Origin of the sequence: Micromonospora echinospora (assembly GCF_900091495.1) — a bacterium.
Lineage (GTDB): Bacteria > Actinomycetota > Actinomycetes > Mycobacteriales > Micromonosporaceae > Micromonospora > Micromonospora echinospora.
This window is the reverse complement of the sequence record NZ_LT607413.1, coordinates 226,472-240,921: the sequence shown is the minus strand read 5'-3', so window position 1 is coordinate 240,921 and position 14,450 is coordinate 226,472. Positions and strand designations below refer to the sequence as shown.

The following is a 14,450-nucleotide window of genomic DNA, read 5'->3' as shown; positions in this document are numbered from 1 at the left end:
CCGCTGGGATTCCTGGCTCGGCGTGCCGGCTCTGGACGCGCCGGTGCCGGGAGTCGCTGTCTTGGCGGCGTCTGCCATGCTCGGAACGGTGACCACCGGCCAACCGCCCCGACCGCGTAGCCACCGCGCCCGCCGGAGCCGCCTCCTCCTCGCCGTCCTGGCGCTCGGCGCGGTCGCGGCCCTGGTCGCCGTCGCCGTGGTCGTCGTGCCGCTCGTCCGTCCGCCGGGGCCGCGACCGCTCTTCCAGCTTCCCGTCGCGTGCGGCGAGACCTGGCAGCTCGGCACCTACCCCGGACACGACGACTACGACGTCGACCTGTTCCCCACCGAGGGGGAGGCGTGGGGGAGGCCGGTGCTCGCGTCCTACAGTGGCACGGTCACCGTGGCCGGCGTCAACGGGTCGCTGGGTGGCCGTACCCCGGAGGACCCGGACGGTCCGCGCGGGCGGGGCGGCGGCTACTGGGTGAAGATCGACCATGGCGGTCGGTGGGAGACGCAGTACCTCCACCTGCTCGAACCGCCCATGGTCGAGGTCGGCCAGCGGGTCGAGCAGGGCGAGCAGATCGGCAAGGTGGGCAGCACAGGCAACTCCGGTGCGCCGCACCTGCACTACGAGCAGCGCCGGGGCTGGGAGAAGGTCGAGGCCCACTTCGACGGGCAGCCGTCCGGCATCACCCACGACGACACCGAGTACACGGTCCGGCGCACCAGCAACAACTGCGCCTAGTCGGGCAGTCTCCGCACGGCCAGCAGGGCGATGTCGTCGGCCGGGTGTTCGACGTCGAGGGTCGCCATCACGGTCGTGCACACGGTCTCGACGGGAGCCACCGGAATGGCGGCCATCAGCCGGGCGACCCCGGCGTCGTACAGTTCGCCGCGCCGCTCGACCAGCCCGTCGGTGTAGGAGACCAGGACCGCGCCGGGTGCGAAGTCGAGCGTGGTGGTGTGCCGGCGCGTTTGCCGGCGTCCGATGCCGAGCGGGGGATCGATGTGCACGGGGAGGACGGCGTTCGGCTGGTCCGGCACGGCCAGGACCGGGCGGGGGTGTCCGGCCAGGGAGACGTGCAGGGTCGCGCCGTCCGGGGAGATCATCGCGTACAGCGCCGTGGTCAGGTTGCCGGCCTCGAAGTGGACCACCTTCCGGTCCAGCAGGGTCAGTGCCTCCGCCGGGTCGTCGCAGACCAGGGCGTACGCCCGCAGGGCGCTGCGGACCCGGCCCATCACCACCGCGGACTGGAGTCCGTGGCCGGACACGTCACCCACGACCATGCCGAGCCAGCCGGAGGGGAGGGTGAAGACGTCGTACCAGTCGCCGCCGACGCCGGAAGCGTGACCCGGGACGTACCGCCCGGCCAGTTCGAGACCCGGCACCTTCGGCAGCTCGGTGGGGATCAGGCTCCGTTGCAGCGCCAGCGCGGCGGTCTGGTCCAGGCTGTTGGCCCGGGCGGGGAGGCCGAGCCGGATCCGGTCGGCGACCAGTTCCAGCAGGCGGATGTCGTCGGCGACGAAGCGGCGCGGGGTGAGGGTGCCGACGTGCACGACGCCGAGGAGTTCGTTGCGGGAGGTGATCGGTACGCCGAGCAGGGACCGGACACCGGTGTTCAGCAGGACCGGATTGACGACCCGGTCGGGAGTGACGTCCTCGATCACCACCGGTTGCCGGGTGAGGGCGATCCGGCCGGCGAACCCCCGGCCGACCGAGACGCGGAAGCCCTGCCGCACTTCCTCCTCCAGGCCCCGGGCCGCGGTGGCCACGAGCTGCTGGGCGCGTACGTCGAGCAGGAGGATGGCGGCCGTGTCGACCCGGAGCAGTTCGCGGACGCGGTCGAGGAGTTCGTCGAAGAGGTCGGCGGCGTCGAGGCGGGAGAGCGTCGCATCGGTCACCGCCTCGATGCGGTGTAACCGCTGCTCGTCTCCCACGTCTCCCTCGCGAACCACTCCCGGATCGTAGTTGCACCACCGCAACGTTCGCCCGGGCGGTCCAGTGCGACGTGGTGGGCGGGAGGGTCAGGATGCCAGGGCGGCGCTGGCACCGGCCAGGCCGAGGAGGCAGGTGAGGGCGGCGACGGCGGCCAGCCAGCCGGGCCGGGGTCGGACCGTCGTCAGGTTCGCGGCCGCCGGGGGGTGCCGCAGCGGCACCATGCGTCCGGCGACGCCGACCGCGAAGGCACCCAGCGCCGGTACCAGCACGGCGGGATAGGCCCAGCTGCCGAGCAGCGGTACGAGCAGGCGTGCGCTGACCGCGGCGGCCACCAGGAACGCCGCCGCGGTGCGCCGCCAGGCGAGCATGGTGCGTTCGAGTTGGAGGCCCGGGTCGCTGCCTCTGCCCGGTGCGGGCTGCCGTGGTGTGCCGCGTTCCAGGCGGGTCACACCAGGAGACCGATCAGGATCAGCCCGCCCGCGACGACCAGGCCCAGCCCGAGCGGCACCGCCAGCGTGGGCGGCGGCAGGCTCCGGCCGAGCCGCAGGGCCGCCTCGGTGCGGAGCCAGCCGAGGAACGCCTGGACCGGGGCGGCGGCGCCGAGCAGGATCAGGACGACGGCCGCCGCCCGACGGAGTCCGGGCGCGATGGGCAGGGTCAGCGCCTCCAGGGCGACACCGGCGGCGAAGAGGGCCAGTGAGGTGCGGATCCAGGCCAGGAAGGTGCGCTCGTTGGCGAGGCTGAACCGGGGGTCGGGGTCCACGCCCCGGTCGAAGACCCGACCGGGCCACCGGCGGGGCGCGCCGGCTGGGGAACGGTCGTCGTCGGTGTCGACTACCACAGTGCGGTCACTCCCTTTCCGGCGGCGACGACGCTGCCGATCAGTGCCAGGGCGACGACCCACCGTCGGGCCCGGTCCTCGGGCAGCCAGCGGGACAGGACCTGACCGGCGGCGAGGCCGACGGCCATCGCCGCGACGCAGGACAGCAGCAGTGGCCAGGACAGCTGCGGCGGACCCTTGGCGGCCAGCGAGAGCACGTTGGTGACCAGGCCGACGAGTTGCACGGTCGGGACGAAGCTGCGCTGTTCCCAGTTGGTGCTCAGCGCGTAGACGGCCAGGGGTGGGCCGCCGGTGCCGGCGGTGGTGTTGAAGAAGCCGGAGGTGAAGCCGGACAGCAGCGGCCCGCCCCGTCGGCGCAGGATCGGCACCGGGTTGCCGTGCGCGACCCAGGCGACGGACGCCGCGGTGACCGTGCCGACGCCGATGAGCAGCAGCGGACCGGGCAGCGCCGTCACCACCCACGCGCCCAGCGGGACCGCGACCAGGACGCCGGCGATCATCTCGGCGGCCAGCCGGCCCCGCAGGCCGCGCAGGGTGGTGCACAGGACGGCGACGTTGATCACGGCGGAGAGCAGGTTCGCCAGCACGACGCCGGAGAACGGGCCGAGGATGATGACCAGGAAGGGCGCGGCGACCAGGGCGAAGCCGAGCCCGGTGGCGCGCTGCATGGCCGCCCCGAGGGCGACCGCCGTCACCGCGAGGACAGCGCCGAGACCGGTCACCGGGTCAGCGGGACACCGCGTCGTCGACCACGTCGCAGAGGCGGCGCAACCGGTCCACCGAGATGGTCCGCAGGTCGTCGGCCATGGTCGGGCTGCCGACGACAGAGGCCCAGATCGCCCGGCCGGCGAGGAAACCCGAGGCGCCGGCCCCGCAGGCGAGGCGCACCGCGTCGGGGAAACGCTCGGCGGGCACGCCGGAGGAGAGCACCACCCAGGGGCCGGTGATCGCTTCGGTCAGCTTCGCGCAGCCGGTGCGGATCTCCTCGTCGGTGCCCTTCCCGGCGGTGGGGACCTCGGCCTTGTAGAGGTCGGCGCCGAGCGAACCGAGTTCCCGGGCGGCGGCGAAGATGCCCGCGTCGTGGTCGAAGGAGCCGCCGTCGCGGGGGCCCCGGGACACCGGCTCGATGATGCTGACCAGGCCGTTGTCGCGGCAGCGCCGGACGAAGTCGGTCACCAGCGAGATCCGGCCGGCGGAGTCCTCGTCGGGCCGCCAGAGGACGAGCAGCTTGAGGGCCTTGGCGCCCTGGGCGCGGACGGTGGCGGGGTCGACGTCGTCGTCGATGGCGACGTCGGCGACGAACTCGGTGGCGCTGCCGGTGAAGCGGTCGGCGGCGGCGATCAGGGCGCACCCGGGGTCGACGGCGTTCGCGGCGAGGACGGCGTCCCAGGCGAACTGCCGGTCGACCAGGATCGCCGAGGCGTACGGGCTGAGCGCGCGGGCCGCCGCGACCTTGAAGTCGGTGATCTGTTCGTCGGTCACCGGCTGGTCCTGCGTCGCGGCGAACATCGCCCGCAGGGCCTCCCGCTGGTCGACGGCGAGCATGGCGTAGCCGCCGGAGGGACGCGCCAACACGGTGGGCGACACGGTGGCGATGGTCATGGATCCTCCCCAGGATTACCAGAAGATGTTGGGAACCTACCATCGCTTGGTAACTAACGAACAGATGCTGTGGTGCTCTAAACTTCCGACGAACCCGTGTGGGCGATCGGCAGGAGGCCCGGCGTGAGCGTCGAGACGGCTCGGTACGAGGGCGCCCCCCGGCGTCGCACGCAGATCATGGCCGCGCTGCGCCGAGCGGGCTTCCTCTCCGTGGCCGAACTCAGCGCCCAGCTCGGCGTCTCGCAGATGACCGTCCGCCGGGACCTGCGCCAGCTCGCCGAGGCCAACGAGGTCACGCTCGTCCACGGTGGGGTGAGCCTGCCGCCGGGCGGCGTCGCCGGCCCCGGGTTCGCCTCCCGGGCGCAGACCCACACCCGGGCCAAGCAGGCCATCGGCGCCGCCGCCGCCCGTATGGTGCGGCCCGGCGACACCATCGGCATCGACAGTGGCACCACGGCCGCCGAGGTCGCGCACGCCCTGCCGGCGGAGTTCGACGGGTGCGTGGTCACCCACTCGGTGCCCGTGCTCGGGCACATGCTGTCGCGCCCCCGGGCCCGGGTGATCGGCATCGGCGGCGAACTGCTGCACGACAACCAGGCCCTGGTCGGCTTCGGGGTCCGGGACCTGACCCGGCGGTTACGGATCCGGACGCTGTTCCTCGGCGCCGGGGCGGTCGACGACCGTGGGGTCTACGTGCGCTCGGAGATCGAACTCAGCGCGAAGCACGCGCTGATGGAGATCGCCGACGAGATCGTCCTGCTGGTGGACGCCAGCAAGCTCACCGCGGCTGCCCCGGTGCAGGTCTGCGGGCTCGACCGGATCGACACCCTGGTCGTCGACGCGCCGCTGCCCGAGCCGGTGGCCGGGGCGGTGCGCCGCAACGGCATCCGGGTCGTCCCCGCCTGACCCGCCCACCGCCCGGCCGCTGACCGCGCGGTCCCGCCGCCCTGGTGGCCGGCCGTCCCACCCGCCCCGGCCCGCGCGGCCCCGCCACCTCCATGGCCGGGCCCGGCGTTCGCTGGCCGCGCAGGTCGCCGGTGTCGCGGTGTGCGGGCGGCTGTGTCACGCCGGTCTCGCCGAACCGGAGTCGATCAACCAGTACCGGCGACGTCGCCGGGGACGACTGTCCGGTCTGGTGTGCGGTGTCCGATCTCGCCGCCTCCGTTGCCTGATCGTGGTGCTCCGGTTTGTTTCCAGCTCTTGACCGCTCGATGAACGACGGCTAGAACTGCATGCAGTTGTTCACAGGTGTGAGAGAGGACTCATGGGCTCCAGTCGAGATCTGCACCACCTCGTGGACCGGGTGGCGGTCGAGGACGTGACCGAGTCGGCCGACGGCCACCCGGTCGACGCCGTCGCCCCCGCCGGGGCGGCCCCGCGACTGCCCGACGCCCCCGTCGCCGAGGTGCGCTGCCGGGTGTTCCGCGCCCGCCCCGACGAGCTGATCGCGATGTCCTTCGCCCCGCTCAGCCACCGGGTGATGGTCCTGGTGGAGGTGGTCCTCGCCGACGGCTCGGTCGGCGTCGGCGAGAGCTGGGCCAACTACCCGTCCTGGGCCTGGCGGGAGCGGATCTGGACGATCGACGAGGGGGTGGCGCCGCTGCTGGTCGGCACCCGGCCGGGCAGTCCCGAGGCGGCGCACCGTGCCCTGATGGCGAAGCTCGGCCCGCTGGGCCGGCAGTGGGGTGCCCCCGGCCCGATCCACCAGGCGGTGAGCGCCGTCGACATCGCGCTCTGGGACCTGGCCGCCCGGCACGCCGGGCGGAGCCTGGCGTCGCTGCTCACCGACCACCCCCGCGCCGAGCTGCCCGTCTACGGTTCGAGCCTCGGCCCGGAGGGCGTCGCCGAGACCGCGGCGCACTGCGCGGCGCTCGGCCTGACCGCCGTCAAGGTCAAGGTCGGCTTCGGCCACGACCGGGACCTCGCCAACGTCCGCACCGCCCGGCGGGTACTCGGCGACGCCACGCAGATCTTCGCCGACGCCAACCAGGCGTGGACGTTGCCGGAGGCGCTGCGGACGGTGCCGGCCCTCGCCGACCTCGGCGTCGCCTGGGTCGAGGAGCCCCTCGCCGGTGACCGACCGGCGGAACTGGACGAACTCGCCGCCCGCACCGGCATGCCCCTGGCCACCGGCGAGAACCTCTACGGCGCGGCGGCCTTCACCCCGTACCTGGCCGGCGACGGGGTCGCGATCCTCCAACCGGACCTCACCAAGGTCGGCGGCATCAGCGAGTACCTGACCGTGCTGCGGGCCGCCGAGGCGGCGGGAAAGACCGTCAACCCGCACCTCTACAACGGCGCGATCGCGACCGCCGCGACCGTGCAGGTGGCCGCGAGCAGCCCGGCGACGTCCCTCGTCGAGTGGGACGTGCGCTCCAACCCGCTGCGCCGGGCCGCCGACGCCTTCCTGACCGACCACGGCACGGTCGTCGTGCCGAACCGCCCCGGTCTCGGGATCGACCTCGATCCGGACCAGCTCGACCCGTACGAGGAGCAGCTGTGACCGACTTTTCCATCGTCGACGCGGTACTCGCGGCCCGGAGCGCGGTGCGCGTCGGGACGGAGTCCTACGCCTCCGGCCCGGTGCTGCCGGTGGTGGACCCGGCCACCGGCGACGCCTTCACCGAGGTCGCCACCGGCGGTGTCGCCGAGGCCACCGGGGCGCTCGCCGCCGCCACCGCCGTGCTGCCGACCTGGGCGGCGACCCCGGTGCCGCAGCGGGCCGCCGCCCTGCGGGCGATCGCCGACGACGTCGAGGCCCTGGCGACCCGGCCGGAGTGGGCGGCGCTGATCACCCGGGAGACCGGCAAGCGGCTGGCCGAGTCCACCGCCGAGCTGGGGCTGACCGTCACCTACTTCCGGGTCATGGCCGACCTCGTCGAGCGGCAGGAGGAGCAGCGGCTGACCGTGGTGCCGCAGCACGAGCACCGGGTCGCCGCCCGACCGGTCGGCGTCGCGGCCGTGCTCACCCCGTGGAACTTCCCGGTCTCCATCCCGGCCCGGAAGATCGCCCCGGCGCTCGCCGCCGGCTGCCCGGTGCTGTTCAAGCCGTCCGAGCTGACCCCGGTCTCGTCCCTGGTGCTCGCCGCCGTCTGCGAGCGGCACCTGCCCGTCGGGGTGCTCGGCACGGTGCTCGGCACCCCCGCCGACGTGGTCGACCCGTGGCTGTCGGACCCGGCCGTGCAGGCGGTCTCGTTCACCGGGTCGACCCGGGTCGGCCGACTGGTGGCCGCCCAGGCGGCGCCGCGGTTCCTGCGGACCGTCCTGGAGTTGGGCGGCTGCGCGCCGTTCGTCGTCCTGCCGGACGCCGACCCGCAGGCCGCCGCGGCGACCCTGGTCGTGGCGAAGTACCGCAACAACGGCCAGTCCTGCATCGCCGCCAACCAGATCCTGGTCGCCCGGGAGGTCGCCGCCGACTTCACCGAGGCGTTCGTCGCGGCCACCCGGGCGCTGACCGTCGGCGACCCCCGGGACCCCGGCACCGACCTCGGGCCGCTCGCCCCGGCCGGCGACCCGGCCCGGATGGCCGAACTGGTCGACGAGGCCGTCGCCAAGGGCGCCCGCGCGGTCACCCCGGACGCCCCGACCCCGACCGTCGGGCACTACGCCACCCCGACCGTCCTGCTCGACGCGCCCGTGGACAGCCTCGCCATGACCAGCGAGATCTTCGGGCCGGTCGCCCCGGTGCACGTCTACGACGACCTCGACGCGGCGCTGGCGCTGCACCACGCCACCGGGTACGGACTCGCCGGCTACGTCTGCGGCACCGACCTGGACGCGGCGCACGCGGTCGCCGGCCGGCTGCGCGCCGGCATCGTCGGCGTCAACACCGGCACCCCGAACACGCCGTGGATCCCGTTCGGCGGGCTCGGTGACTCCGGCCTCGGCTACGAGGGCGGCCGACCCGGGCTGGAGGCGTTCCAGACCTTCCTCAGCGTCGCGTCCCGCCCGGCGGGGGCCTGACCGCCATGCGCCTGCTCATCGGCCAGACCGGGGCCCCGACCAGCGTGGTCAACGCGAGCCTGCGCGGCTTCCTCGACGGCGCGCAGGGGCACGACGTGCTCGCCCTGCGCGGTGGCCCGGACGGGCTCGTCGACGGCCGGTTCACCCCGGCCACCCTCGCCGACGTGCCGCCGGAGTGGACCCGGCGGGGCGGATCCTGGCTCGGTGCGGGCCGCCGGGCGGTCACCGACGACGACCTCGACGCGGCGGTGGCCACGCTCGCCGCGCACCGCGTCGACGGGGTCGCGCTGATCGGCGGCAACGGCACGATGGCCCTGCTCGCGGCGCTCACCGAACGCGCGGAGCGGGCCGGGCTGCCGCTGTGCACGGTCGGCATCCCGAAGACCGTCGACAACGACCTGGTCGGTGTCGACCACTGCCCGGGGTTCGGCTCCGCCGCACGGTACCTGGCCACGGTCGTACCGGACCTGGCCCGGGACCACGCGGCCATGCGGTCGATCGAGCCGGTGCGGATCGTGGAGACCCTGGGCCGGTCGGTGGGCTGGCTGGCGCTCGCCGCGACCCGGCACCGGGACGACCCGGCGCACGCGCCGCACCTGGTGCTCCTCCCCGAGGTGCCGTTCGACTCCGCGGAGTTCCTCCACCGGGTCTCCGACACCCTCGACGCGCACGGCCGGGCGTTCGTGGTGACCAGCGAGGGTGCCGCCCGCGAGCTGACCGACGAGCCCTTCGACGCGGTCAACCACACCCGCATCCTGACCGGCGGCGTGTCCCGCCGGCTGGCCGCCCTGGTCACCGCCGAACTGGGGGTGGTCGCCCGGGGCGAGGTCCTCGGCATGGTGCAGCGCTCGGCCGCCGCCCTGGCCAGCGGGGTGGACCGCCGGGAGGCGGCGGAGGCCGGCCGGTGCGCGGCGCGGCTGCTCGCCGAGAAGGCGACCGGGCTCATGGTCGGGCTGCACCGCACCGGCACCGACCCGTACGCGGCCGGGTACGACCCGGTGCCGCTGGCCGACGTCGCCGGCCGGACCCGACCCGTACCGCCGGAGTGGCGCACCACCGACCCGGCCGAACTCGACGAATTCCACCGATGGCTCGCCCCCCTCGTCACCGAGTGACATCCCTCGAATCGGAAAGGCACACCATGCGGCACAGGTACCTGAGCACGGCGCTCGCCCTGGCCCTGATCGGCGGGCTCACCGCCGGCTGCGGTTCGGACTCCGCCGGCTCCGCCAACGAGATCAACCTGATCATGTCCAACCACCCCTGGCAGCGGGCCATCGAGCCGTTGATCGACGAGTTCGAGCAGGAGTCCGGTGTCACGGTGAAGGTGCAGACCTTCGCCGAGCAGCAGATGCGGGACAAGGTGCAGCTCAACCTCCAGTCCCGCAGCTCGTCGATGGACGTGTTCATGACGCTGCCGTCCCGGGAGGGCCCGCAGTTCGCCAAGGCCAACTACTACGAGCCGCTCGACGAGCGGGCCGGTGGGGCGACGGAGTACAAGGTCGACGACTTCCCGGAGGCGGTCCGCGCCGGGATGACCGTGAACGACAAGATGATCGCCGCGCCGATCAACGTCGAGGGCGTGGTGCTCTACTACCGCACCGACCTGTTCCAGCAGTACGGCGTCAAGCCCCCGACCACGCTCGACGAGCTGACCACCGCCGCCGAGCAGATCAAGCAGAAGTCCGGCGGCAAGGTCACCCCGATCGCGCTGCGCGGACAGTCCGCGGCGCTGCCGTTCACCTTCGGCCCGTTCCTGCACTCCGAGGGCGTGAAGTGGACCAAGGACGACGGGACCCCGAACTTCGACGACCCGAAGGCGGTCGCCGCGATCGACCGCTACGCCACCCTGGCCCGCGAGTACGGCCCGCCCGGCGTGGTCAACAACACCTTCACCCAGTCCTCCGCCCTGTTCGCCGCCGGTGACGCGGCCATGGAGCTGGAGTCCAGCAACGAGCTGAGCAGCATCGTCGACCCGAAGACCTCCAAGGTCGCCGAGAACATCGGGGTGCTCGACTTCCCCGCCGGCTCCGCCGGGTCGAAGACCACCGTGCTCTCCTGGGGCCTGGCGATCTCCTCATTCTCGAAGAACAAGGACGCCGCCTGGAAGTTCGTCCAGTGGGCCACCAGCGCCGAGACCCAGCTGGAGCTGACCAAGGCGGGCATCGCCCCGCCGCGCACCTCGGTCAGCCAGGACCCGGCCTACACCGCCACCCTGAACACCGAGACCCTCAAGCAGTGGAACACCGCGCTGACCAAGGCGCAGACCGGCGGTGAGACCGAGGTCGGCCCGGTCGGCGTCGCGGCCGCCGAGATGCGCAAGGTCATCGGCGACGCCGTGGGCAAGGTGATCCTCGGCCGGGCCAGCGCCGAGGAAGCGGCCAAGGAGATCCAGACCGGCCTCACCCCGCTGCTGGCGAAGAACACCCAGTAGGTATCCCATGAGCACCGACACGACGACGACACGCTCATCCGTCCCCCGCCCCGCTCCGGCCGGGCGGGGGCCGGGGGGCCGCCGCAGGCGGACCTCCGTCCACCCGACGGCCCGGGGGATCTGGCCCTTCGTGGTGCCGGCGGCGGCGGTCACCGCCCTGCTGGTCCTGCTGCCGATCGGGTACACGGTCTGGCTGTCGGTGACCGACCGGCAGTCCGACGGCACGAACGCCGGCTTCCTCGGCTTCGACAACTACGCGGCGATGTTCGCCGACCCGGCCTTCTACAACTCGCTGAAGGTCACGCTCTTCCTCTTCGTGGTCTGCCTGTTCGTGGAGACCCTGCTGGGACTCGCACTCGGCTACGTGATGAGCCTCGACGTCCCGGGCCGGCGGATCTTCCAGGGGATGATGCTCATCCCGGCGATCACCGCGTCGGTGGCGGTCGGCCTGCTCTGGCTGCTGATCATGGACCCGAGCCTGGGCGCGGCGAACGAACTGCTCGCCGTGATCGGGATCGACCCGGTGGTCTGGCTCGGTGACCCGGAGATCGCCCCCTGGTCGATCGCCCTGGTGGACATCTGGCAGTGGACGCCGTTCATGGCGCTGATCATCGCCGCCGGGATCCGGTCGCTGCCCGAGGAGCCGTTCGAGGCGGCCTCCATCGACGGTGCCAGCGGCTGGCGTACCGCGTGGAACATCGGGTTGCCGCTGCTGCGTCCGGTGCTGACCGTCGCGATGCTGCTGCGCACCGTCGACCTCGTCCGGTTCTTCGACACCATCTACATCATGACCCAGGGCGGTCCGGTCGACGCCACGAACACCCTCAACGTGTACGGCTACAACGAGGCGTTCGTCGACCAGGAGCCGAGCTACGCCGCCACCCTCCAGATCGCCCTGCTGGTGCTGGTCGTGCTCATCGCCGGTGTCTTCACCCTGGTACGAAGGAGGGCCGCGAAGTGAACACGGGCAAGCGGCTGGTCGGCGTCTACACCGCGTACGCCTTCTTTGCCGTGATCTTCTTCGGTCCGGTGCTGTTCATGCTCTGGTCGTCGCTGCGGCGCAACGTCGACATCACCGGCTCCCTGTTCGACGTGGGCTCGCCGTTGACGCTGGAGAACTTCACCAACCTGTTCGAGCGGTTCGAGTTCGGCCGCTACATCGTCAACAGCCTCGTCGTCGCCGGTGGGTCCACGCTGCTCGGCTTGGTGCTGGGCGCCCCCGCCGCGTACGTGGTGGTCCGGCGGCAGCTCAACACGCTGGGCTTCGTCACGCTGCTCGCCCGGATGGCGCCGGGCGTGCTCTTCGTCCTGCCGCTGTTCGTCCTCTCCATCCGCATCGACGCCCCGTCGAACACCGGGCTCAACTACGCCCTGCTCATCGTGGCGCACCTGATCATCACGTTGCCGCTCTGCATCTGGCTGCTGATCCCGTTCTTCGAGGACATCCCGATCAGCATCGAGGAGTCCACGCTCATCGACGGGGCCAGCACCTGGCAGCGGTTCCGCAGCGTCGTCCTGCCGCTGGCCATGCCGGGCGTCTCCGTCGCGCTGACGCTCAGCTTCGTCTTCTCCTGGAACTACTTCCTGTTCGCGCTGGCCCTGGCGAACGACCGGACCCTGCCGCTGACCGTCATCGCGTTCAACTTCATCGGGCAGGGCTCCAACGACTTCGGCGGGTTGATGGCCGCCAGCACGCTCATCTCAGTGCCCGCGCTGCTGCTGACGATCTTCGCGCAGCGGTGGCTGGTACGTGGAATCACCGGAGGTGCCGTCAAGTGACGACGACCACCAGCGTCCGTGCCCGGTTCCCGGGCGACGGCCGGATCGACTTCGACACGGTCACCCTCGGCCCGGTCGCCGACGGCGAGGTACGCCTGCGCGTCGACGTCTGCGCCCTGTGCGGCTCGGACAAGCGGCTGCTGCGCTCCGGTTCGCCGGTGGTGCCCGGCCACGAGATCGGCGGCACCGTCGTCGAGACCGGCGCCGGGGTCGACCTGCCCACCGGCACCCGCGCCATCGTCTACATCCCGGTCTTCTGCGGCACCTGCCGACGCTGCGCGGCCGGGCGCACCAACCAGTGCCTGCGGCTGACCCAACTGATCGGCTGGCAGCGCGACGGCGGCTTCGCCGAGCACGTCGACGTACCTGCCCGGTGCCTGCTCCCGGTCCCCGACGACGTGCCGCTGACCACGGCGGTGCTAGGCCTGGACACGGTCGGCACCGCCGCGCACGCGCTGCGGCTGTGGCAGCGCGTCCAACCCGACGGGGTGGACCGAGCCCTGGTCGTCGGCGCCGGACCGCTGGGGCTCGGGGTGATCTCCGTGGCCGGCGCGTTCGGCGTCGGCGCGGTCGACGTTGCCGACCCGCACGAGGGCCGGCTGGCCACCGCCGTCGCGCTCGGCGCGCGGGCCGCCGAAGACCTCGACTCCGAGAACCAGTACGACCTGGTGATCGAGGTCAGCGGAGCCACCGCCGCCCGGGAGACCGCGCAGCGCGTGGTCGCCCCGGGCGGCGCGGTCGTCGTGCTCGGCGAGTCCGACCAGCCGTACGCCATGCCGGCGACGCCCCGCTGGCGGCGGACCGACTGCTTCACCATCCGCTCGTTCTACTTCCCCACCAGCGAGGTCGAGGCGAACTGGGACCTGCTGCGGGACTCCGGCGCGGCCCTGCGGGACCGGCTGACCGTCCCGCTGGCCCTCGCCGACCTGCCCGACGCCTTCGCCCGCTTCGTCGCCGGTGACTACCTCAAGCCCTGCATCGTCTCGGAGGACGCCCGATGAACCAGCGGCACCTGCTCATCCTCGCCGTGGACCAGCGGCCCTGGCTCACCAAGGCGCTCTACGGCCACACCGGGACCGCCACGCCCGCGCAGCGCGCGGCCATCTGCGACGGCAAGCACATGGTGGCTGAGGGGCTGCTCGCCGCGCTGGCCGACGAGCCGCGCCTCGCCGCGCACGCCGGCATCCTCGTCGACGACACCCTCGGCGCGGGCGTCCCCGAGCGGGCCCGCGCGCACGGGGTGACCGTCAGCATGCCGGTGGAGCGGGGCGGCTGCGAGATCTACGAGACCGAACCGGCGGACCTGAAGTCCTACCTGGACCACCACCGCCCCGACCTGTCGAAGGTGCTGGTCCGCTACAACGTGGAGGGCGACGCCGACGGCAACCGGGTGCAGCGGGAACGACTGGCCGAGGTCGCCACCGCCGCCCGCGACGCCGGTGGCCGGTTCCTGTTCGAGCTGCTCGTGCCGCCCACCCCCGCCCAGCTCGACTCGGTTGGCGGCGACAGCGGACGGTTCGACCGGGAACTGCGTCCCGCCCTGGTGCACCGGGCGATGACCGAGATCCTCACCGACATGCCGGTGGACGTCTGGAAACTGGAGCACCTCGCCGCGCCGGAGCACTACCGCACCGCCGACCGGATCGCCGCCGAGACCGGCGGGGAGTGCATCCTGCTCGGCGCGAACGCCCCCGCGCCGCAGGTCGACCAGTGGCTGACCGATGCGGCCGGCGCTGGATTCACCGGCTTCGCTATCGGACGTAGCATCTGGTGGGACGCACTGCGCGGGCTGCTCGCCGGGGACCTGGCCCGGCCCCGGGCGGTGGCGACGGTCGCCGCGAACTACCGGCGGTTCGCCGCCGCCTTCCTCGCCGCGGTGCCCGACGGGCCCCAGCCACACGAGTGAGGTC

Annotated in this window: 15 protein-coding genes; 10 read left to right on the top strand and 5 right to left on the bottom strand. The window is 73.0% G+C overall.

Features of this window, described 5'->3' with window-relative positions; translation table 11 throughout:
- Positions 1–76 precede the first annotated feature (76 nt).
- On the top strand, positions 77–727 hold the full coding sequence (locus GA0070618_RS01050) for a M23 family metallopeptidase (protein ID WP_088979948.1): 651 nt from the start codon (positions 77–79) through the stop codon (positions 725–727).
- Here the strand turns inward: GA0070618_RS01050 and GA0070618_RS01045 are convergent.
- The 5 genes from GA0070618_RS01045 to GA0070618_RS01025 all read right to left on the bottom strand — a co-directional run bounded on the left by GA0070618_RS01045 (position 724) and on the right by GA0070618_RS01025 (position 4,364).
- Positions 724–1,938, bottom strand: coding sequence for a PP2C family protein-serine/threonine phosphatase (locus GA0070618_RS01045; protein WP_088979947.1), 1,215 nt, complete (start codon positions 1,936–1,938; stop codon positions 724–726). The two genes, GA0070618_RS01050 and GA0070618_RS01045, sit on opposite strands and share 4 nt — an antisense overlap.
- A gap of 69 nt (positions 1,939–2,007) precedes the next feature.
- Positions 2,008–2,370 (bottom strand): DUF202 domain-containing protein, encoded by a 363-nt coding sequence (locus tag GA0070618_RS01040; RefSeq protein WP_143740285.1) that lies wholly within the window; start codon positions 2,368–2,370, stop codon positions 2,008–2,010.
- Positions 2,367–2,762 carry a YidH family protein gene (locus tag GA0070618_RS01035; protein WP_088979946.1) on the bottom strand — a complete coding sequence of 132 codons (396 nt, stop codon included), beginning with the start codon at positions 2,760–2,762 and terminating at the stop codon, positions 2,367–2,369. Before GA0070618_RS01035 ends, GA0070618_RS01040 begins: the two co-directional genes overlap by 4 nt.
- On the bottom strand, positions 2,756–3,484 hold the full coding sequence (locus tag GA0070618_RS01030; protein ID WP_088979945.1) for a sulfite exporter TauE/SafE family protein: 729 nt from the start codon (positions 3,482–3,484) through the stop codon (positions 2,756–2,758). Before GA0070618_RS01030 ends, GA0070618_RS01035 begins: the two co-directional genes overlap by 7 nt.
- 4 nt (positions 3,485–3,488) lie before the next feature.
- On the bottom strand, positions 3,489–4,364 hold the full coding sequence (locus GA0070618_RS01025) for an aldolase (RefSeq protein WP_088979944.1): 876 nt from the start codon (positions 4,362–4,364) through the stop codon (positions 3,489–3,491).
- Positions 4,365–4,487: 123 nt separating this feature from the next.
- Between GA0070618_RS01025 and GA0070618_RS01020 the strand changes: the two genes are divergently transcribed.
- The 9 genes from GA0070618_RS01020 to GA0070618_RS00980 all read left to right on the top strand — a co-directional run bounded on the left by GA0070618_RS01020 (position 4,488) and on the right by GA0070618_RS00980 (position 14,446).
- Positions 4,488–5,270: a DeoR/GlpR family DNA-binding transcription regulator gene (locus tag GA0070618_RS01020; protein ID WP_088979943.1), complete on the top strand. Its 783-nt coding sequence runs from the start codon at positions 4,488–4,490 to the stop codon at positions 5,268–5,270.
- Positions 5,271–5,628: 358 nt separating this feature from the next.
- On the top strand, positions 5,629–6,867 hold the full coding sequence (locus GA0070618_RS01015) for a mandelate racemase/muconate lactonizing enzyme family protein (protein ID WP_088979942.1): 1,239 nt from the start codon (positions 5,629–5,631) through the stop codon (positions 6,865–6,867).
- Positions 6,864–8,327 (top strand): aldehyde dehydrogenase family protein, encoded by a 1,464-nt coding sequence (locus GA0070618_RS01010; RefSeq protein ID WP_157748908.1) that lies wholly within the window; start codon positions 6,864–6,866, stop codon positions 8,325–8,327. The genes GA0070618_RS01015 and GA0070618_RS01010 overlap by 4 nt, the downstream gene beginning before the upstream one ends.
- A 5-nt stretch (positions 8,328–8,332) precedes the next feature.
- Positions 8,333–9,442: a diphosphate--fructose-6-phosphate 1-phosphotransferase gene (locus GA0070618_RS01005; protein ID WP_088979940.1), complete on the top strand. Its 1,110-nt coding sequence runs from the start codon at positions 8,333–8,335 to the stop codon at positions 9,440–9,442.
- A 26-nt stretch (positions 9,443–9,468) separates the two neighbouring features.
- The gene (locus GA0070618_RS01000; protein WP_157748907.1) at positions 9,469–10,761 is read left to right on the top strand and encodes an ABC transporter substrate-binding protein; all 1,293 of its coding nucleotides are present in this window, start codon (positions 9,469–9,471) and stop codon (positions 10,759–10,761) included.
- A gap of 7 nt (positions 10,762–10,768) precedes the next feature.
- Positions 10,769–11,722 (top strand): carbohydrate ABC transporter permease, encoded by a 954-nt coding sequence (locus tag GA0070618_RS00995; protein WP_088979938.1) that lies wholly within the window; start codon positions 10,769–10,771, stop codon positions 11,720–11,722.
- On the top strand, positions 11,719–12,540 hold the full coding sequence (locus GA0070618_RS00990; RefSeq protein ID WP_088979937.1) for a carbohydrate ABC transporter permease: 822 nt from the start codon (positions 11,719–11,721) through the stop codon (positions 12,538–12,540). Before GA0070618_RS00995 ends, GA0070618_RS00990 begins: the two co-directional genes overlap by 4 nt.
- Complete coding sequence (locus GA0070618_RS00985) at positions 12,537–13,541, top strand: alcohol dehydrogenase catalytic domain-containing protein (protein ID WP_170107837.1); 1,005 nt, start codon at positions 12,537–12,539, stop codon at positions 13,539–13,541. Before GA0070618_RS00990 ends, GA0070618_RS00985 begins: the two co-directional genes overlap by 4 nt.
- Positions 13,538–14,446, top strand: coding sequence for a 2-deoxy-5-keto-D-gluconate 6-phosphate aldolase domain-containing protein (locus GA0070618_RS00980; protein WP_088979935.1), 909 nt, complete (start codon positions 13,538–13,540; stop codon positions 14,444–14,446). The genes GA0070618_RS00985 and GA0070618_RS00980 overlap by 4 nt, the downstream gene beginning before the upstream one ends.
- Positions 14,447–14,450: the final 4 nt, after the last annotated feature.

What these genes read in the sequence shown, in the direction of transcription:
- GA0070618_RS01050 (WP_088979948.1), top strand. Translation starts at nt 77, where the DNA reads ATGCTCGGAACGGTGACCACCGGCCAACCGCCCCGACCGCGTAGCCAC.
- GA0070618_RS01025 (WP_088979944.1), bottom strand. Translation starts at nt 4,364, where the DNA reads ATGACCATCGCCACCGTGTCGCCCACCGTGTTGGCGCGTCCCTCCGGC.
- GA0070618_RS01015 (WP_088979942.1), top strand. Translation starts at nt 5,629, where the DNA reads ATGGGCTCCAGTCGAGATCTGCACCACCTCGTGGACCGGGTGGCGGTC.
- GA0070618_RS01005 (WP_088979940.1), top strand. Translation starts at nt 8,333, where the DNA reads ATGCGCCTGCTCATCGGCCAGACCGGGGCCCCGACCAGCGTGGTCAAC.
- GA0070618_RS01000 (WP_157748907.1), top strand. Translation starts at nt 9,469, where the DNA reads ATGCGGCACAGGTACCTGAGCACGGCGCTCGCCCTGGCCCTGATCGGC.
- GA0070618_RS00995 (WP_088979938.1), top strand. Translation starts at nt 10,769, where the DNA reads ATGAGCACCGACACGACGACGACACGCTCATCCGTCCCCCGCCCCGCT.
- GA0070618_RS00980 (WP_088979935.1), top strand. Translation starts at nt 13,538, where the DNA reads ATGAACCAGCGGCACCTGCTCATCCTCGCCGTGGACCAGCGGCCCTGG.